The organism is Sporosarcina sp. PTS2304 (assembly GCF_003351785.1).
Classification (GTDB): domain Bacteria; phylum Bacillota; class Bacilli; order Bacillales_A; family Planococcaceae; genus Sporosarcina.
Genome location: NZ_CP031230.1, coordinates 2140090 through 2159925, shown reverse-complemented (window position 1 = coordinate 2159925; position 19836 = coordinate 2140090). Strand labels below are relative to the sequence as shown.

Sequence of the window (19836 nt, the reverse complement as noted above, 5' to 3'; positions counted from 1 at the left end):
GAGTAAAATAAATAGCGAATCAATGCTTGATATGGCCTCGACATATCTTGCACTAACGAACGTCAGCCATCATTGTATAGAATGATTTGTATACTTTGGTGAAAGGGGCGCGTAGAAAGTTGACTTTCTAACGCGTCTTTTGTAGTTGAGGCATGAATCGGCACTATTATATTGGAAGAGGTGGATCAGTTGTCAAATGCTCCTTTGCTAGTCGAACAAGAAAAAATGGTGGTACTCGATTACGGTAGTACGTATAATCAGCTCTTCACGCGAACAATCCGTGAATTTGGTGTATACAGTGAATTACATGCGCATACTACGACTGTTGAAGAAATTAAGAAGATGAATCCAGTAGGTATCGTACTATCCGGTGGAACCGCATCTTTCGAAGATGTTACAGCGTATGATATCGACCCAGAGATTTTCAATTTAGGAATTCCGGTATTGGGAATCAGCTATGGAACGCAATTAATCGTGAATCATTTAGGAGGCGCGATTGAAAAGATTGAAGATAATGTCGGAAAAACGGAAGAGATTACTATAGATCACACTTCTTCTATGTTTGCTGGTCAAACAGAAAAACAAAATGTCTTTGTCTCACACAGTGCGAACATTACGCAACTGCCTGAAGGATTCAAAGCGACAGCGAAAGATTCTGCTGGAAACATCGCAGCTATTTCAAATGACGAGCAACAAGTCTATGCAATTCAATTTCATCCAGAAGTACATCATTCAGAGTACGGCAAAGCATTTTTGCGCCACTTCATTTTTGAAGTTTGTAAAGCAAAAGGTGACTGGACGATGGATCGTTTCATAGAAATTGAAGTAGAAAAGATCCGCTCGACTGTTGGTGACCGTAAAGTGCTATGTGCATTAAGTGGTGGTGTTGACTCTTCAGTAGTAGCTGCTCTAATCGATCGTGCAATTGGCGATCAGTTAACATGTATTTTTGTTGATCACGGCTTGCTTCGTAAAGGAGAGGTCGAAAGTGTAGTAAAAACATTTAGCGAACAGTTTAGCATGAACTTTATTAAAGTAGATGCACGTAAACGGTTTTTGGACAAGCTGGCGGGTGTAACAGACCCCGAGCAAAAACGTAAAATCATCGGTAATGAATTCATCTATGTATTCGATGAAGAGTCTGCTAAATTAGATGGCATCAAGTTCTTAGCGCAAGGTACTATTTACGCAGACATTATTGAAAGTGGAACTGCTACGTCCGCAACTATTAAATCTCACCATAACGTTGGCGGATTACCGGAAGATATGGATTTCGAATTGATCGAGCCTCTTCGCGCACTATTTAAAGACGAAGTTCGTGCAGTAGGTGCGGAACTTGGCTTGCCTGAGGAAATTGTTAATCGTCAACCGTTCCCAGGCCCTGGTCTTGGTGTACGGGTACTCGGTGAAATTACGGAAGATAAACTGGAAATTGTCCGTGATGCAGATTGGATTTTACGTGATGAAATTGCTAAAGCAGGACTCGATCGCGCGATTTGGCAGTATTTCGCCGTTTTACCGAATATCCGCAGTGTAGGTGTCCGTAATGAAGCTCGTTCGTATGATTATGCTATTGGAATTAGAGCAGTTCATTCCGTAGATGGTATGACAGCTGATTGGGCACGCATACCTTGGGACGTTCTGGAGAAAATCAGCACACGCATTACAACTGAAGTCGACCAAGTCAATCGCGTCGTTTATGATATCACTGCGAAGCCACCTGGCACGATCGAGTGGGAATAAGTTCTCAGCAATGAATGGTGAGGATTTTCGAGTGAATTCTTCATTTTCTCCTGATAAGAGATAGAATGTTGCGGTGTTTTAGTGAGTACAGTTAAATATGATCGTATAACGCTAGGAATAAGGCCTGGAAGTCTCTACCGAAACACCGTAAATGTTTCGACTACGATCCGTGTATATAGAAGACAATCTTCTATTGGATTGACTAGAGGCATACGAATTTTATTCGTATGCCTCTTTTTATATATTGAGAGTAAGGAAGGTCATCATGAAAAAATACTTTGAGTTTGAAAAGCTAGGTACCAATTATCGTCGTGAAATAATCGGTGGAATCACTACATTTTTAGCAATGGCTTATATTTTGGCTGTCAATCCGATCATGTTATCGTTGGATGTTATTCCGGATTTACCTGATTCTATGAGAATGGATAAGGGAGCAGTTTTCGTTGCTACGGCACTTGCCGCTGCGGTTGGTACATTATTTATGGGACTAATCGCCAAGTATCCAATTGGTTTAGCACCTGGAATGGGGTTAAATGCATTTTTCGCATTTACAGTAGTACTTACTTACGGCATTCCTTGGCAAACCGGTTTAACAGGTGTGCTATTTTCAGGATTAATATTTATCGTTCTTTCATTAACTGGACTACGTGAATTAATTATAAATGCTATTCCGGCACAACTCAAATTTGCAGTAGGCGCAGGGATTGGATTATTCATTACATTTCTTGGATTGCAAAATGCGCAAATTATTGTAGGAGATGAAAATACCTTAGTTGGTTTAGGTGATCTAACCGCAGGCCCTACATTGTTGACGATATTCGGATTAGTAATAACTGTTATTATGATGGTTCGTAAAATTAAAGGTGCAATTTTTTATGGAATGATTATGACTACTATTTTGGGGATGGCGGTAAGTCTAATTGACATACCACACAAAGTAGTAGACAAAATCCCACCTGTCACACCGACGTTTGGCGCTGCATTTGACGCGATCTTTAATGATCCCGCTTCATTAATGACAACTCAATTTCTTGTGATCGTTATTACTTTCTTATTTGTCGACTTTTTCGATACAGCAGGTACATTAGTAGCTGTTGCAACACAGGCAGGGCTTATGAAAGACAACAAACTTCCGCGTGCGGGCAAAGCGTTACTTGCAGATTCGTTAGCCACTGTAACGGGAGCGGTAATGGGGACGTCAACTACGACTTCTTACATTGAGTCTACAGCAGGAGTTGCCGCAGGTGCTAAAACAGGCTTTGCTTCTATAGTAACAGCACTATTATTTTTACTGGCATTATTTTTCTCTCCACTGCTTCTTGTCATTACACCAGCAGTCACTGCACCGGCTTTGATCATTGTAGGGGTGTTGATGGTCTCAACGTTAGGAAATATTGAATGGACTCGCTTTGAAATCGCAGTTCCGGCTTTCTTTACGATCATTGCTATGCCGCTGACGTATAGTATTGCAACAGGAATCGCAATCGGTTTCGTGTTTTATCCTATTACGATGTTGTTTAGCGGGCGACGGAAAGAAATTCATCCGATCATGTATGGTTTGTTTATCATATTCATTTTGTACTTTATCTTTATTGAATAGCCAATGAAAAGGACTCTCGCAGAATGTCAGTAACGTCTGATTTTTGTGAGTGTCTTTTTTTATAGTAACAAAAAGCTTCTCACTTAAACCACTCTATAAATAGTTCACTGGTTTCTATAAAAACTTTATCAAAAGTCTCTTTTTAATATCAGATGCTCATTATAAAAATTTATTTTAAAAAAGATGTTTAAAGTTGTTGACATTATAAATCGCTTTTGGTATATTTAATAAGCAGTCGAGACAAGCACTGCAATGAACCTTGAAAACTGAACAGCAAAACGTTAACGAAATACAAGTTTGTGCATGACACAAACAAATTGAGTATCTTAAATGATGCCAGCAAATGAAATTCGAGCTAATCGATTGTTCATTCTACTGGTGGTCGAGAGATTGTGGAGTGCTAGGAAACGATCGAGCGAAAGAGGGCGCGTACGACTGTACGTAACCGACTGAGCAAGTGAAGTTGACGACGCAATCCGCGGTCTATCGACCGCCGGTCTTATGGAGAGTTTGATCCTGGCTCAGGACGAACGCTGGCGGCATGCCTAATACATGCAAGTCGAGCGAAAGTGTAGAAGCTTGCTTCTATACTTTAGCGGCGGACGGGTGAGTAACACGTGGGCAACCTACCTTACAGATGGGGATAACTCCGGGAAACCGGGGCTAATACCGAATAATCCATTTTCTCGCATGAGTGAATGTTGAAAGACGGCTTCGGCTGTCACTGTTAGATGGGCCCGCGGCGCATTAGCTAGTTGGTGGGGTAACGGCTCACCAAGGCCACGATGCGTAGCCGACCTGAGAGGGTGATCGGCCACACTGGGACTGAGACACGGCCCAGACTCCTACGGGAGGCAGCAGTAGGGAATCTTCCACAATGGACGAAAGTCTGATGGAGCAATGCCGCGTGAGTGAAGAAGGTTTTCGGATCGTAAAGCTCTGTTGTAAGGGAAGAACACGTACAGGAGTAACTGCCTGTACCTTGACGGTACCTTACCAGAAAGCCACGGCTAACTACGTGCCAGCAGCCGCGGTAATACGTAGGTGGCAAGCGTTGTCCGGAATTATTGGGCGTAAAGCGCGCGCAGGCGGTCCTTTAAGTCTGATGTGAAAGCCCACGGCTCAACCGTGGAGGGTCATTGGAAACTGGAGGACTTGAGTACAGAAGAGGAAAGCGGAATTCCACGTGTAGCGGTGAAATGCGTAGAGATGTGGAGGAACACCAGTGGCGAAGGCGGCTTTCTGGTCTGTAACTGACGCTGAGGCGCGAAAGCGTGGGGAGCAAACAGGATTAGATACCCTGGTAGTCCACGCCGTAAACGATGAGTGCTAAGTGTTAGGGGGTTTCCGCCCCTTAGTGCTGCAGCTAACGCATTAAGCACTCCGCCTGGGGAGTACGGCCGCAAGGCTGAAACTCAAAGGAATTGACGGGGACCCGCACAAGCGGTGGAGCATGTGGTTTAATTCGAAGCAACGCGAAGAACCTTACCAGGTCTTGACATCCCAGTGACCGTCATGGAGACATGATTTTCCCTTCGGGGACACTGGTGACAGGTGGTGCATGGTTGTCGTCAGCTCGTGTCGTGAGATGTTGGGTTAAGTCCCGCAACGAGCGCAACCCTTAATGTTAGTTGCCATCATTTAGTTGGGCACTCTAATGTGACTGCCGGTGACAAACCGGAGGAAGGTGGGGATGACGTCAAATCATCATGCCCCTTATGACCTGGGCTACACACGTGCTACAATGGACGGTACAGAGGGTTGCCAACCCGCGAGGGGGAGCTAATCCCAGAAAACCGTTCCCAGTTCGGATTGCAGGCTGCAACTCGCCTGCATGAAGCCGGAATCGCTAGTAATCGTGGATCAGCATGCCACGGTGAATACGTTCCCGGGTCTTGTACACACCGCCCGTCACACCACGAGAGTTTGTAACACCCGAAGTCGGTGGGGTAACCCTTACGGGAGCCAGCCGCCGAAGGTGGGACAGATGATTGGGGTGAAGTCGTAACAAGGTAGCCGTATCGGAAGGTGCGGCTGGATCACCTCCTTTCTAAGGATTATGTTCTACAGCTTTCGGGCGTAGACATTCGGAAGATAGATCGTTGATCTATCACGTTAACGTTTTGCGTTCAGTTTTGAAGGCTCATTTTTTGAGTGTTCAAAGCTTTTTTTCTTTACACTTGTTCATTGAAAACTGGATAAAACGACATTGAAAGTAATCAAGTAATTAATCGAATGAAGCAATTCATTCATCTACTTTTTAACCTTCTGATTCCTATCGCTAGGATGACGTTGGACCTTTTATAGGTTAAGTTAGAAAGGGCGCATGGCGGATGCCTTGGCACTAGAAGCCGATGAAGGACGGCACTAACACCGATATGCTTCGGGGAGCTGTAAGTAAGCGTTGATCCGAAGATTTCCGAATGGGGAAACCCACTGTCCATAATGGGACAGTACTTGTACGTGAATACATAGCGTGCAAGTGGCAGACCCGGAGAACTGAAACATCTAAGTACCCGGAGGAAGAGAAAGAAACATCGATTCCCTTAGTAGCGGCGAGCGAAACGGGAAGAGCCCAAACCAAGAAGCTTGCTTCTTGGGGTTGTAGGACACTCTATACGGAGTTACAAAGGAATGCGTTAGACGAAGCGACCTGGAAAGGTCCGCCAGAGTGGGTAAAAGCCCCGTAGTCGAAAGCACATTCCCTCCAGAGTGGATCCTGAGTACGGCGGAACACGTGAAATTCCGTCGGAATCCGGGAGGACCATCTCCCAAGGCTAAATACTCTCTAGTGACCGATAGTGAACCAGTACCGTGAGGGAAAGGTGAAAAGCACCCCGGAAGGGGAGTGAAATAGATCCTGAAACCATGCGCTTACAAATTGTCAGAGCCCGTTAATGGGTGATGGCGTGCCTTTTGTAGAATGAACCGGCGAGTTACGATTCCATGCAAGGTTAAGCTGAGAAAGCGGAGCCGCAGCGAAAGCGAGTCTGAATAGGGCGAATGAGTATGGGGTCGTAGACCCGAAACCAGGTGATCTACCCATGTCCAGGGTGAAGGTCAGGTAACACTGACTGGAGGCCCGAACCCACGTATGTTGAAAAATGCGGGGATGAGGTGTGGGTAGCGGTGAAATTCCAATCGAACCTGGAGATAGCTGGTTCTCTCCGAAATAGCTTTAGGGCTAGCCTCAAACGAAAGAATCTCGGAGGTAGAGCACTGTTTGGACGAGGGGCCCATCCCGGGTTACCGAATTCAGACAAACTCCGAATGCCGATGATTTATGTTTGGGAGTCAGACAGTGGGTGATAAGATCCATTGTCGAGAGGGAAACAGCCCAGACCACCAGCTAAGGTCCCCAAGTATCTGTTAAGTGGAAAAGGATGTGGCGTTGCCCAGACAACCAGGATGTTGGCTCAGAAGCAGCCATCATTTAAAGAGTGCGTAATAGCTCACTGGTCGAGTGGCGCTGCGCCGAAAATGTACCGGGGCTAAACAGATCACCGAAGCTGTGGATTGACGCAAGTCAATGGTAGGAGAGCGTTCCAAGGGCGTTGAAGCTGGACCGGAAGGACTGGTGGAGCGCTTGGAAGTGAGAATGCCGGTATGAGTAGCGAAAGAAGGGTGAGAATCCCTTCCACCGAATGCCCAAGGTTTCCTGAGGAAGGCTCGTCCGCTCAGGGTTAGTCAGGACCTAAGTCGAGGCCGATAGGCGTAGACGATGGACAACAGGTTGATATTCCTGTACCACCTCCCCGCCGTTTGAGTAATGGGGGGACGCAGTAGGATAGGGTGAGCACACAGTTGGTTGTGTGTCTAAGCAGTGAGGCGGAAAACGAGGAAAATCCCGTTTTCATCTAACGCTGGGCTGTGATGGCGAGGAGAATTGTCTCCAGAGTCCCTGATTTCACACTGCCAAGAAAAGCCTCTAGCGAGGCGGGAGGTGCCTGTACCGCAAACCGACACAGGTAGGCGAGGAGAGAATCCTAAGGTGATCGAGAGAACTCTCGTTAAGGAACTCGGCAAAATGACCCCGTAACTTCGGGAGAAGGGGTGCTCTGGTAGGGTGAATAGCCCGAGAGAGCCGCAGTGAATAGGCCCAGGCGACTGTTTAGCAAAAACACAGGTCTCTGCAAAACCGTAAGGTGACGTATAGGGGCTGACGCCTGCCCGGTGCTGGAAGGTTAAGAGGAGGGGTTAGCGCAAGCGAAGCTCTGAATTGAAGCCCCAGTAAACGGCGGCCGTAACTATAACGGTCCTAAGGTAGCGAAATTCCTTGTCGGGTAAGTTCCGACCCGCACGAAAGGCGTAACGATCTGGGCACTGTCTCAACGAGAGACTCGGTGAAATTATAATATGCGTGAAGATGCGCATTACCCGCGACAGGACGGAAAGACCCCGTGGAGCTTTACTGTAGCCTGATATTGAATTCCGGTGCAGCCTGTACAGGATAGGTAGGAGCCTTTGATTCCGGAGCGCCAGCTTCGGAGGAGGCATTGGTGGGATACTACCCTGGCTGTATTGGACTTCTAACCCATGCCCGTGATCCGGGCAGGAGACAGTGTCAGGTGGACAGTTTGACTGGGGCGGTCGCCTCCTAAAGAGTAACGGAGGCGCCCAAAGGTTCCCTCAGAATGGTTGGACATCATTCGTAGAGTGCAAAGGCATAAGGGAGCTTGACTGCGAGACCTACAAGTCGAGCAGGGTCGAAAGACGGGCTTAGTGATCCGGTGGTTCCGCATGGAAGGGCCATCGCTCAACGGATAAAAGCTACCCCGGGGATAACAGGCTTATCTCCCCCAAGAGTCCACATCGACGGGGAGGTTTGGCACCTCGATGTCGGCTCGTCGCATCCTGGGGCTGTAGTCGGTCCCAAGGGTTGGGCTGTTCGCCCATTAAAGCGGCACGCGAGCTGGGTTCAGAACGTCGTGAGACAGTTCGGTCCCTATCCGTCGCGGGCGCAGGAAATTTGAGGAGAGCTGTCCTTAGTACGAGAGGACCGGGATGGACATACCGCTGGTGTACCAGTTGTCTTGCCAAAGGCATCGCTGGGTAGCTATGTATGGACGGGATAAATGCTGAAAGCATCTAAGCATGAAGCCCCCTTCAAGATGAGATTTCCCATTACGCAAGTAAGTAAGATCCCTCAAAGAAGATGAGGTGGATAGGTCTGGGGTGGAAGCACGGCGACGTGTGTAGCTGACAGATACTAATCGATCGAGGACTTAACCTATTATTGAAAAGCGGAAGCAGCCGTTTAGATGCGGCAGGCATAAGGCGAAGATGTGCAGTGGTGCTCTTTACCACGAAACAGCTTTGACTTATGGCCCGAGCATCTGGCCGCTGAAGCTGGACAAAATGAAAAGCTAAATCGACCGTCTAGATGCGACAGGCATAAGACGGATTGGCGAAGCGACGGTTTTTGTCGCGCAGCCAAGCTGACTTATGACCCGAGCATCTGGTCGATTTAGCTGGACAACACGAAAAGTGGAATTACTTGAACTACCCAATGTCTTTTATTCAGTTTTGAGTGAACAACTCAACAGTCTAGTAACGATAGCGAAGAGGTCACACCCGTTCCCATACCGAACACGGAAGTTAAGCTCTTCAGCGCCGATGGTAGTTGGAGGTTTCCTCCTGTGAGAGTAGGACGTTGCTGGGCACGAAGCCATTCCTTATGGAGATCCATGGGGAGTGGCTTTTTTGTGTTTTCACTTACATTGTTTCATTTAGCAGATAGATCTGTTTTATTAATACTAATAAAGCGATTGTGACCATTGAACGAATCTGTATCAATCGTATAACAAATTTTGTTTATTTCTAATAGGTACGATAAAATAGAAGCGGGGTACACAGATGTATAAAACGTAGCAATTGATTATAGAGCAAAAGACTTTCCTTGAGTTTTTGAGATAGGCGCGATACGATGAACTGTATTGTTGGGAGGAATTAATATATGGGAATGGTTCTACTTATATTTGTAATAAATATAGTGTATGTATCCTTTTCTACGTTACGTTTAATACTAACGTTGAAGGGATATCGATACATAGCCGCTTTTGTGAGTATGATCGAAATAGTCGTGTATGTTATTGGATTAGGGTTAGTGCTAGATAACTTGGAGGAAATTCAAAACTTAATCGCATATGCGTTAGGTTTCGGTTCTGGTGTGGTCGTTGGAACAAAAATTGAAGAAAGACTTGCGCTAGGGTATATAACGGTCAATGTAATTACTGCGGATATTAATAAAGAGATGACTGCTGAACTTCGACGTTTAGGATATGGAGTGACCGACTGGGCTGCCAATGGATTAAGTGGTAGCCGCTCGACTATGCAAATCCTTACACCTCGGAAATACGAGTTGCAATTGTATAAAACTATAACAGAAATTGATCCAAAAGCTTTCATTATATCGTATGAACCTAAATCTATTCATGGCGGTTTTTGGGTCAAGAGTGTGAAAAAAGGGAAGTTGTTTAAATGAGTAAAAAGAAAATATGGTTTGATCGCCAAGAGAACGAAACGTTGGAAGATTGCTTTGAACGTATTCAGCGTTTAGGCTACACAGTTGTTGCCAGAAGAGAAAAGCCGTTGTTTGAACAAGTAGGTGAAGATTATATTCCTGTGAAACAACTTACGCAGTTTCAAGCAATCAAAAATAGCTAATCGCTTTGTTGTCAATAGAAAATAATGAGGTTTTTGATAATATGGCAACTTAAAGACGAATGATTAGAAAAGAATTAGAATATAATGTTCGGCTTTAAGTTGACGAATTATAGTTTAATTGATATTATAATAAGAGTAAATGAGTTCCCCGTATATGCTGTAGAATTGGCTACAGCGTTTCTACCAAGACACCGTAAATGTCTACACTATGTGGGAAAGCAATTTTTCTTGGATTATTATGATAAGTAACTAATTACTTGTTTGATAAAGGGTCCTTGAAAGTTCTGCTTTTTGTGCATGTGAAAAGTGGAGTTTTCAAGGACCTTTTTATTTTTTACACAATTAATGTTTGGCATAAGGAGCGGATTTGATTTGGAACCGAAAATTGGTGTCATTATGGGTAGTAAGAGCGACTGGGAAACGATGAAGCATGCATGCGACATATTGGATGAATTAGACGTTCCTTACGAGAAGAAAGTAGTTTCGGCTCACCGCACACCTGATTTCATGTTTGAATATGCAGAGCAGGCCCAAGCCAATGGATTGCACGTGATTATAGCGGGAGCAGGCGGAGCTGCCCACCTTCCAGGGATGGTTGCGGCAAAAACGCTAGTTCCTGTTATTGGTGTTCCTGTACAATCTAAGGCGTTGAGCGGAATGGATTCTTTATTATCGATCGTTCAAATGCCTGGAGGAGTACCGGTAGCAACAGTATCTATCGGTAAAGCAGGTGCTACAAATGCGGGGTTATTGGCAGCGCAAATGCTGAGTGTACAAGATGAGAAGTTGCGCAACAGACTTCAACAAAGACGTGACGAGATGAAGCAACTCGCGTTGGAAAGCAGTGGTGAGCTACAATGAAGACAATACTACCTGGACAGACAATTGGCATAATCGGTGGCGGACAGTTAGGACGAATGATGGGAGTGGCAGCGAAAGAAGCTGGATTCCGTATCGCGGTGTTAGATCCTACAACTGATTCTCCATGTGGGCAAATAGCGGATATTGAAATTGTCGCTCCTTATAATGATGAACATGCACTGGAAGAGTTAAGTAAAGTCAGTGATGTCATTACATTTGAATTTGAAAATATTGATTATGAAGGTTTAAAGCGGTTAACAGAGAAAGCTTACGTGCCACAAGGTGCAGAGTTAGTGCGTATTACGCAAAACCGTATTAATGAAAAAGCTGAAATTCAAAAATCAGGCGCACCAGTTGCACCATACATAGCGGCTGATACGTTTGATGAATTGGTGCAGAAAATAGATCAAATAGGCTTTCCTTGCATCGTAAAAACTGCTTTTGGCGGATATGATGGAAAAGGACAAGTAAAGCTTGATTCAAAAGAACAACTTGAAGAAGCGAGCGGTCTATTTACGCATTCTTCTTGTATTGCAGAAGCATTCGTACCTTTTGAAAAAGAAATCTCAGTTATTATTCAAAGAAATCTTGCGGGAGAGTCGTACTGTTTACCTATTGCAGAAAATATACACAAGCATCATATACTCCATGAGTCTATCGTGCCTGCGCGTGTCGATTCAAACGTTTTACAACAGGCGGAGAAAGCTGCTGAAAAAATTGCTAGTCATTTGGAGTTAGTAGGAACATTAGCTGTTGAAATGTTCGTACTGACAGACGGTAAAATTGTCATTAATGAATTAGCACCTCGTCCACATAACTCAGGCCATTACTCAATCGAAGCATGTAATATTTCACAGTTTCATCAACATATCCGCGCAGTTTGCGGTTGGCCGTTGCGCAAGCCGAAATTATGGGCACCTTCTATTATGGTGAATGTACTCGGAGAACATGTCGAGCCGCTTACAGAGCGAATTGCAAATTATCCAGATTGGTCCATTCATCTATACGGTAAAGCAGAAGCTAAAGAAAAACGTAAAATGGGCCATGTGACGATTATGACCGAAAGCCTAGAAGACACATTACAGGAAATTGAACAATCAGATATTTGGAAAGACTAATAGAATCTGCAAATGAATTGAAAAATTATGATATCCACTTTGGGAGGAACCTAAAATGACGAAAGTAACTATTTATGTAACACTACGTGAAAGTGTTGTAGACCCACAAGGAATCGCAACAACAGAAGCACTTCAGAAAATGGGATATGAAGAAGTAAAAAGTGTACGTGTTGGTAAATTAATCGAGCTAGAAATGGATGGTTCTGAACAAGCGATTGAAACGCGTGTAAATGAAATGTGTAACGACCTATTAATTAATAAAGTAATTGAAGATTATACATTTGAAGTTGGGGAGGTTGCGAGCAAATGAAGTTCGCCGTTCTAGTATTCCCAGGTCTTACTTGTGATCTTGATATGTTCCATGCAATTGAAGATACAGTGAAACAAGAAGTTGAATACGTTTGGCATACAGAAGCAGATCAATTGGATCAATTCGATGCAGTGCTGCTACCTACTGGCACTTCGTATGGTAACTACTTACGCCCAGGCGCATTAGCTAAAAGTTCACCTGCATTCAAGCAACTTCAAACGTTTGCTGATTCAGGAAAGATTGTTCTTGGAGTAGGGAATGGATTTCACATCTTAGTAGAAGCGGGTATTCTTCCAGGTGCATTTTTACGTAATAATAGTTTGAAATTCCGTTCGGCAGTAGAAACAGTTACAGTCGTTAACAACAACACAGCCTTTACAACGGGCTATTCACAAGGCCAAGCAATTAAACTTCCAGTGGCGAGTGATTTTGGTAATTATTATGCAGATGACCAGACAGTAGAAAAGTTGAAGACAAACAATCAAATCGTATTCACATATGCGAATGAAAATAAAGATGGTAGTACGCAAGCCATCGCAGGTATTACGAATGAAAAAGGAAATGTGCTCGGTATGATGCCACTTCCGGAACGTGCAGTAGAAGAACTAATCGGTGGTACAGATGGAACGCCTTTATTCCATTCAATTTTGAACAATTGGGGTGAACAGCATGTCAACTAATCACGAACCTACAGCGGAGCAAATTAAAGAAAATAAATTGTATTTACAAATGGGTATGACAGATTGGGAGTATGAACGTGCAGTAGAGAAATTAGGTCGCATTCCGAACTATACGGAAACAGGTCTGTTTTCTGCTATGTGGTCTGAGCATTGTTCATATAAGAGCTCTAAATCTGTTCTACGTAAGTTTCCGACTGAAGGCGCCCGTGTATTGCAAGGACCTGGTGAAGGTGCAGGTATTGTAGATATCGGTGATAATCAGGCAGCTGTGTTCAAGATGGAATCTCATAACTCCCCATCTGCCATCGAACCTTTCATTGGCGCGGCAACAGGTGCAGGTGGAATTATTCGTGACGTATTTTCAATGGGAGCACGTCCAGTAGCATTAGTTAACTCGCTTCGTTTTGGTGACTTAACAGATCCACGTGATAAGTTCTTGTTTGAAGAAGCAGTTGCAGGGATCGCGAGTTATGGTAATACGATGGGCATTCCGACAGTAGCAGGTGAAGTGCAATTCGATCAGTGCTATTCTAAGCGTCCGCTAGTCAATGCAATGGCGGTAGGTTTGTTAAATCATGAAGACATCCAAAAAGGTGTAGCGGCAGGTGTGGGCAATACAATCATCTATGCAGGTGCTACTACTGGCCGTGACGGAATTCATGGTGCGACGATGTCATCATCTGAATTGGCAATGGACGAAGAAGCAGAACTTCCTGTTATGCAAGCTGGCGATCCATTCATTGAGAAGTTATTGATGGAAGCTTGTTTGGAGTTAGTAAAATCGGATGCATTAATTGGAATACAAGATATGGGTGCAGCGGGTCTAACGTCATCAGCAGCAGAAATGGCTTCGAAAGCTGGCTATGGTGTGGAAATGAACTTGGATCTTGTGCCACAACGTGAAAAGAATATGACGGCATATGAAATGATGTTGTCGGAATCTCAAGAGCGTATGTTGATTGTTGTCAAAAAGGGCCGCGAAGAAGAAGTCATTGCCTTATTTACGAAATACGGTATTCAAGCAGCAGCGATCGGTCACGTAACAGATGATAAGATGCTTCGTCTGCTTTTCAAAGGGGAAGTAGCAGCTGAAGTGTCTGCCGATCTATTGGCTGAAGATGCGCCTAGCTACCAAAAAGAATCAAAAGAACCTGCATCGTTTGCAGAAAACCAAGCGATTGAAAATAAGGAACCACACGTAACTGATTTAAAAGCTACATTGCTTGATCTGTTACAACGTCCTACTATTGCTTCTAAGGAATGGGTATACAATCAGTTCGATACAGGAGCTAGAACGAGTACGGTTGTTGCGCCGGGTGCGTCTGCTGGTGTAGTTCGCGTAAGAGGTACAAATAAAGGAATTGCGATGACAGCAGACTGTAACTCACGTTTTATTTATCTTGACCCTGAAACGGGCGGGAAAATTGCAGTAGCAGAAGCGGCACGTAACCTTGTATGTTCAGGTGCAGAGCCTATTGCACTTACTGACTGCTTGAACTTCGGTAGCCCGGATAAGCCAGAAGTGTTCTGGCAACTTGAGAAATCTGCGGATGGAATTTCTGAAGCGTGTCGTAAACTGAATGCACCAGTCATTGGAGGAAATGTTTCACTGTCAAATGAAGTAAACGGTGTATCCATTTATCCAACACCAACAATTGGTCTTGTAGGAATCGTGCATGATTTGAAGCAAGTCACAACACCTGGATTCAAACAAGCAGGAGACGCAATTTACGTAATTGGTCAAACGGCAACAGAATTTGGTGGCAGTGAACTTCAGCAAATGACAGAAGGGAAAATCTTCGGACAAGTACCGGCAATCGATTTAGACGTGGAAGCAAAACGTCAAGAACAATTATTAACAGCAATTCAACAAGGCCTAGTACAATCTGCGGATGACTTATCTGAAGGTGGATTCGCGGTAGCACTTTGTGAAAAAGCATTTGGTGCTAACGGTTTAGGTGCAACAGTTTCAGTAGAAGGTTCAGCTATTACAGCTTTATTCAGTGAGACTCAATCACGTTTCCTAGTAACGGTAAAAGCAGATCAAGTAGCAGCGTTTGAAAAATGTGTAGATGACGCAGTGAAAATCGGAACAGTGACAGATGACGGTCAGTTAGTCATCAAAAGTGCAGAAGGAACTGTCCTAGTAGAAGGGACGGTAGAACAATTCCACGCTGCTTGGAAAGGAGCTATTCCATGCTTGCTGAACTCAGAGGACTGAACGAAGAGTGCGGCGTATTTGGTATTTGGGGGCATGAGGATGCGGCACAAATAAGCTATTACGCACTGCATGCTTTGCAACACCGAGGACAAGAAGGAGCTGGCATCGTCGTCAAAGGCGATGCAGGTCTTCAAGCGGTGAAAGGTGAAGGGCTAGTCAATGAAGTATTTTCAGGTGACAACTTAAGTAAGTTAGTAGGTAATGGCGCCATCGGGCAGGTCCGGTATACAACGGAACAAGGACGTGGTATTGAAAACGTACAGCCGCTCGTATTTCGCTCTACTACCGGGAGTCTAGCCATTGCGCATAACGGCAACTTAATTAACGCAACAGATTTAAAAGAGCACTTAGAGCGTCAAGGGAGTATTTTCCAAACGACATCCGATACAGAAGTGTTAGCGCATTTAATCAAACGTAGCAGCGGTTCATTAAATCAGCGAGACAAAGTAAAGAAAGCGTTAAGTATTTTAAAAGGTGCATTCGCATTCGTCTTAATGACAGATGAAGGTTTAATGGTTGCACAAGATCCAAATGGCATGCGCCCGCTTTCTTTAGGAAAATTAGGAGAGGCATGGGTTGTTGCGTCGGAGACATGTGCATTCGATATTATTGGTGCAGAACATGTTCGTTCAGTTGAACCTGGTGAGTTATTAATTATTAATAATAAAGGCCTGACATCTGAACGGTTTGCTCCGGCAGCAGACTCTGCTATGTGTTCGATGGAGTACGTATATTTTTCTCGTCCCGATTCTGATATTGATGGGATTAATATTCATGCAGCCCGCAAACGATGTGGAAAACAACTTGCTCGCGAAGTGCAAATTAGTGCTGATGTTGTGACAGGTGTTCCGGATTCCAGTATTTCTGCTGCTATCGGATTTTCTGAACAAAGTGGTATTCCATACGAATTAGGATTGATTAAAAATCGTTACGTTGGCAGAACATTCATTCAACCGTCTCAGGCATTACGTGAAAAAGGCGTGAAGATGAAGTTATCTCCAGTCCATCAAGTGGTTCACGGAAAACGAGTCGTTATGGTTGATGATTCTATAGTTCGTGGAACAACGTCTAAACGTATTGTCGCTATGCTGCGGGAAGCAGGGGCAAAGGAAATACACGTAGTCATTGCTTCACCGCCGTTAATCGCACCTTGTTATTATGGCGTAGACATTAGTTCCGATTCGGAGCTGATTGCAACTGGTCGTACGTTAGAAGAAATGTGTGAAGAAATCGGTGCTGATTCACTTCACTTCCTATCTATTGATGGAATGTTGGAATCAAACGGCCGGTCGTCTGAAATGAAAAATTGTGGTCAATGTTTAGCTTGTTTTACAGGTGACTATCCAACTGAGATTTATTCGGATACAGCAATGCCGCACGTAAAAGAAATCGTACGATAGGAGGCCTTTCCATGTCGAAGGCGTATGAAAAAGCAGGAGTCAATATTGAGGCGGGCTACGAATCAGTAGAACGCATGAAATCCCACGTAGCAAGAACTACTCGTAAAGGAGTGGCAGGCGCATTTGGTGGGTTTGGCGGAATGTTTGATCTTTCTGCTCTTGAATATAAAGAACCCGTTCTAATTTCTGGAACAGACGGTGTAGGTACGAAGTTGAAACTGGCATTCATGGCAGATCGTCATGATACGATCGGTATCGACTGTGTTGCTATGTGTGTCAATGATATTGTAGCGCAAGGGGCAGAACCATTATATTTCCTTGACTATGTCGCACTAGGAAAAGCAGTTCCTGAAAAAGTAGAGGCAATTGTTAAAGGAGTAGCGGACGGTTGTGTACAATCGGGAGCTGCTTTGATTGGTGGAGAAACAGCAGAAATGCCTGGTCTCTATGAAGAAGATGAATACGACTTGGCAGGATTTGCGGTAGGTGCATGCGAGAAAAGCAAATTAGTTACTGGCGAGAACGTAACAGAAGGCGATGTTCTTGTAGGAATCGCATCAAGCGGTATTCATTCGAATGGTTATTCACTTGTGCGTCATATCGTCTTTGAACAACTTGGCGCACATATTGACAGTACAATTGAAGGTTATGAACAATTAGGCACAGTAGGAGAAGCTTTACTTACACCGACGAAAATCTATGCGAAGCCCGTATTGGAAATGCATCAGCAACTAGACGTGCATTCGATGGGACATATTACGGGCGGCGGATTCTTTGAAAATTTACCGCGTATGTTTTCTGAAGGGTTTGGAGTCGAAATAGACTTAGGGGCATGGCCGATTTTGCCTGTCTTCCAAATGTTAAAGGAAAAAGGCGAATTAACTGACCGCGATCTGTATAGTGTCTTTAACATGGGGATAGGCTTCGTCATTGCGCTACCAGAAGCTGAAGCAGCAAAAGCTATCGCTATTGCAGAAGCGCATAGCGAGAAAGCATATATCATTGGACGTGTAACAAACGAAGAAGGCGTCAAGTTTAACGGCGAACATGACGGTACGTTAGTGTAATGGCGAAAAAAGTAAGAATGGCTGTTTTTGCGTCTGGAAGCGGCAGTAATTTTGCAGCATTGGAAGCAGCATGCCGAGCGGGAGATTTGTCAGCTGAAATTGCCTTGCTCGTAACGGATCAACCGGATGCATATGTAACTGAACGGGCACAGCAAGCCGGAATACCGGTTGCAGCGTTTCGTCCGCGTGAATTCGATACGAAGTCGGCGTACGAACAAGCTGTATTAAAAGCATTGCAGGAAGCACAAGTAGAATGGTTACTATTAGCGGGTTATATGCGCTTAATCGGTCCGGATCTACTGCAGGCCTACCCTGAAAAGATTATTAATATTCATCCATCACTGTTGCCTTCATTTCCGGGTAAAGATGCAATCGGTCAAGCCGTTGCTGCAGGTGTGAAAGTGACGGGTGTGACGGTACATCTAGTGGACGAAGGAATGGATACGGGTCCCATTCTCGCACAGCAAGCGGTAGATGTAATTGACGGGGATGTAGAGAAGACAGCTACGGCAATTCATGAAGTAGAACATGGTTTATATGTAAGGACTTTACAAGATGTATTGAAAAAATGATTAGCCTGTTGTCATAACAGGCTTTTTTTATAAATTGGAGGAATTTTCTTGAAGAAGCGTGCATTGCTAAGTGTATCAGATAAAAGCGGCGTATTGGAATTTGCAAAAGAACTCGAACAACTAGGTTATGAATTATTGTCTACAGGCGGCACAATGAAGCATTTACAAGACAATGGAGTAGCTGTTACGGCAGTCGATGAAATAACAGGTTTCCCTGAAATTATGGAAGGCCGCGTAAAAACATTAAACCCGATGATCCACGGTGGATTATTAGCAAAGCAGGACGATGCAGGGCACCAAGCGCAAATGAAAGAGCATGGCATACAACCAATTGATGTAGTGTGTGTAAACTTGTATCCATTTAAAGAAACAATCTCAAAGCCTGACGTCACAACTGAAGATGCAATTGAGAATATCGATATCGGTGGACCTGCCATGTTACGTGCTTCTGCAAAAAATCATGCGTACGTTACCGTAATTGTAGATGCAGCAGACTATGAAACTGTTTTAAAGGAACTAAAAGCGGATAGTAAAACAACACTCGAAACACGCCGTCGTCTTGCAGCTAAAGTGTTCCGTCATACAGCAGCTTATGATGCGTTGATCGCTGGCTATTTGACTGATCTTACAGATGAGCAATTCCCTGAACAAGTAACGTATACATACGAGTTGAAGCAACCTTTGCGTTACGGAGAAAACCCACATCAACAAGCAGCGTTTTACAGTCGTCCGATGGGGTCTGATTTCTCAATCGCTTATGCAGAGCAACTTCATGGAAAAGAACTTTCATACAATAATATTCAAGATGCTAATGCGGCGATTCAAATCGTTAAAGAATTTACTGAGCCTGCTGCAGTTGCAGTGAAGCACATGAATCCTTGTGGTGTAGGCACAGGTCAGACAATTGCAGAAGCGTTCCAAAAAGCATACGAAGCAGATTCAACGTCTATTTTTGGCGGAATTATCGCGTTGAACAAAGAAGTCGACCAAAAGACAGCTACAAAGCTAGCAGACATTTTCCTTGAGATCGTCATTGCCCCTTCATTTACAGCAGAAGCAATCGAAACATTAACAAAGAAGAAGAATATCCGTCTACTAACGATTTCGTTTGAACAGAAGAAAAAAGATCAGTGGAATACAGTGTCAGTCGAAGGTGGATTGCTGATGCAACAACCAGATGCATATGGCTTTGCAGATGCAGAAATTACAGTAGCAACAGACCGCGAACCAACAGAAGCAGAATGGAATGCGATGAAGCTAGGTTGGGCTGTTGTGAAACATGTGAAGTCTAATGCGATCGTCGTTACGGATGAGCATATGACTATTGGAGTCGGTGCGGGTCAAATGAATCGTGTAGGCGCTGCGAACATTGCGTTAACTCAAGCAGGAGAGCGTGCAAAGGGTGCCGCACTTGCATCGGATGCATTCTTCCCAATGGACGATACAGTGGAAGCAGCCGCAAAAGCAGGTATTACAGCTATTATTCAACCGGGTGGTTCTGTGAAAGATGCAGACTCTATTAAAAAAGCGAATGACTATGGAATTACGATGGTCTTCACTGGCGTACGTCATTTCAAACACTAAGATGCAGGGGGTAC

Annotated in this window: 13 protein-coding genes, 3 rRNA genes and 2 riboswitches; all 16 genes read left to right on the top strand. The window is 44.4% G+C overall.

Annotated features, from left to right (window positions below):
- Nucleotides 1–189: 189 nt before the first annotated feature.
- The 16 genes from guaA to purH all read left to right on the top strand — a co-directional run bounded on the left by guaA (nt 190) and on the right by purH (nt 19822).
- Nucleotides 190–1743 (top strand): glutamine-hydrolyzing GMP synthase, encoded by a 1554-nt coding sequence (guaA, locus tag DV702_RS10325; RefSeq protein ID WP_371682703.1) that lies wholly within the window; start codon nt 190–192, stop codon nt 1741–1743.
- Nucleotides 1744–1824: 81 nt separating this feature from the next.
- Nucleotides 1825–1926: riboswitch (purine riboswitch) on the top strand.
- A gap of 82 nt (nt 1927–2008) precedes the next feature.
- Nucleotides 2009–3343 (top strand): NCS2 family permease, encoded by a 1335-nt coding sequence (locus tag DV702_RS10320; RefSeq protein WP_114924675.1) that lies wholly within the window; start codon nt 2009–2011, stop codon nt 3341–3343.
- 498 nt (nt 3344–3841) lie between these two features.
- Nucleotides 3842–5393 (top strand): 16S ribosomal RNA (locus DV702_RS10315).
- A 256-nt stretch (nt 5394–5649) separates the two neighbouring features.
- Nucleotides 5650–8576: ribosomal RNA gene (locus tag DV702_RS10310) — 23S ribosomal RNA — on the top strand.
- Nucleotides 8577–8889: 313 nt separating this feature from the next.
- A 5S ribosomal RNA gene (rrf, locus tag DV702_RS10305) occupies nt 8890–9005 on the top strand.
- The 16S, 23S and 5S rRNA genes sit together here, the layout of an rRNA operon.
- A gap of 294 nt (nt 9006–9299) precedes the next feature.
- On the top strand, nt 9300–9827 hold the full coding sequence (locus DV702_RS10300) for a DUF2179 domain-containing protein (protein ID WP_114924674.1): 528 nt from the start codon (nt 9300–9302) through the stop codon (nt 9825–9827).
- Nucleotides 9824–10009: an NETI motif-containing protein gene (locus DV702_RS10295; protein WP_114924673.1), complete on the top strand. Its 186-nt coding sequence runs from the start codon at nt 9824–9826 to the stop codon at nt 10007–10009. The genes DV702_RS10300 and DV702_RS10295 overlap by 4 nt, the downstream gene beginning before the upstream one ends.
- A gap of 128 nt (nt 10010–10137) precedes the next feature.
- A riboswitch (purine riboswitch) is annotated at nt 10138–10238 on the top strand.
- A gap of 143 nt (nt 10239–10381) precedes the next feature.
- Nucleotides 10382–10870 (top strand): 5-(carboxyamino)imidazole ribonucleotide mutase, encoded by a 489-nt coding sequence (purE, locus tag DV702_RS10290; protein ID WP_114924672.1) that lies wholly within the window; start codon nt 10382–10384, stop codon nt 10868–10870.
- Nucleotides 10867–11988, top strand: coding sequence for a 5-(carboxyamino)imidazole ribonucleotide synthase (gene purK, locus DV702_RS10285; RefSeq protein WP_114924671.1), 1122 nt, complete (start codon nt 10867–10869; stop codon nt 11986–11988). Before purE ends, purK begins: the two co-directional genes overlap by 4 nt.
- A gap of 55 nt (nt 11989–12043) precedes the next feature.
- Nucleotides 12044–12298, top strand: a complete 255-nt coding sequence (purS, locus tag DV702_RS10280) for a phosphoribosylformylglycinamidine synthase subunit PurS (protein ID WP_114924670.1) — start codon at nt 12044–12046, stop codon at nt 12296–12298.
- A complete protein-coding gene (gene purQ / locus DV702_RS10275; protein ID WP_114924669.1) occupies nt 12295–12978 on the top strand; it encodes a phosphoribosylformylglycinamidine synthase subunit PurQ in 684 nt (227 codons plus the stop codon). Before purS ends, purQ begins: the two co-directional genes overlap by 4 nt.
- On the top strand, nt 12968–15199 hold the full coding sequence (gene purL, locus DV702_RS10270) for a phosphoribosylformylglycinamidine synthase subunit PurL (RefSeq protein WP_114924668.1): 2232 nt from the start codon (nt 12968–12970) through the stop codon (nt 15197–15199). The genes purQ and purL overlap by 11 nt, the downstream gene beginning before the upstream one ends.
- Entirely contained in the window at nt 15175–16599 is a 1425-nt protein-coding gene (gene purF / locus DV702_RS10265; protein WP_114924667.1) for an amidophosphoribosyltransferase, read from the top strand. Before purL ends, purF begins: the two co-directional genes overlap by 25 nt.
- An 11-nt stretch (nt 16600–16610) precedes the next feature.
- Nucleotides 16611–17666: a phosphoribosylformylglycinamidine cyclo-ligase gene (gene purM, locus DV702_RS10260; RefSeq protein WP_114924666.1), complete on the top strand. Its 1056-nt coding sequence runs from the start codon at nt 16611–16613 to the stop codon at nt 17664–17666.
- Nucleotides 17666–18238 carry a phosphoribosylglycinamide formyltransferase gene (gene purN, locus DV702_RS10255; RefSeq protein ID WP_114924665.1) on the top strand — a complete coding sequence of 191 codons (573 nt, stop codon included), beginning with the start codon at nt 17666–17668 and terminating at the stop codon, nt 18236–18238. The genes purM and purN overlap by 1 nt, the downstream gene beginning before the upstream one ends.
- Nucleotides 18239–18286: 48 nt before the next feature.
- Nucleotides 18287–19822, top strand: coding sequence for a bifunctional phosphoribosylaminoimidazolecarboxamide formyltransferase/IMP cyclohydrolase (gene purH / locus DV702_RS10250; RefSeq protein ID WP_114924664.1), 1536 nt, complete (start codon nt 18287–18289; stop codon nt 19820–19822).
- Nucleotides 19823–19836: the final 14 nt, after the last annotated feature.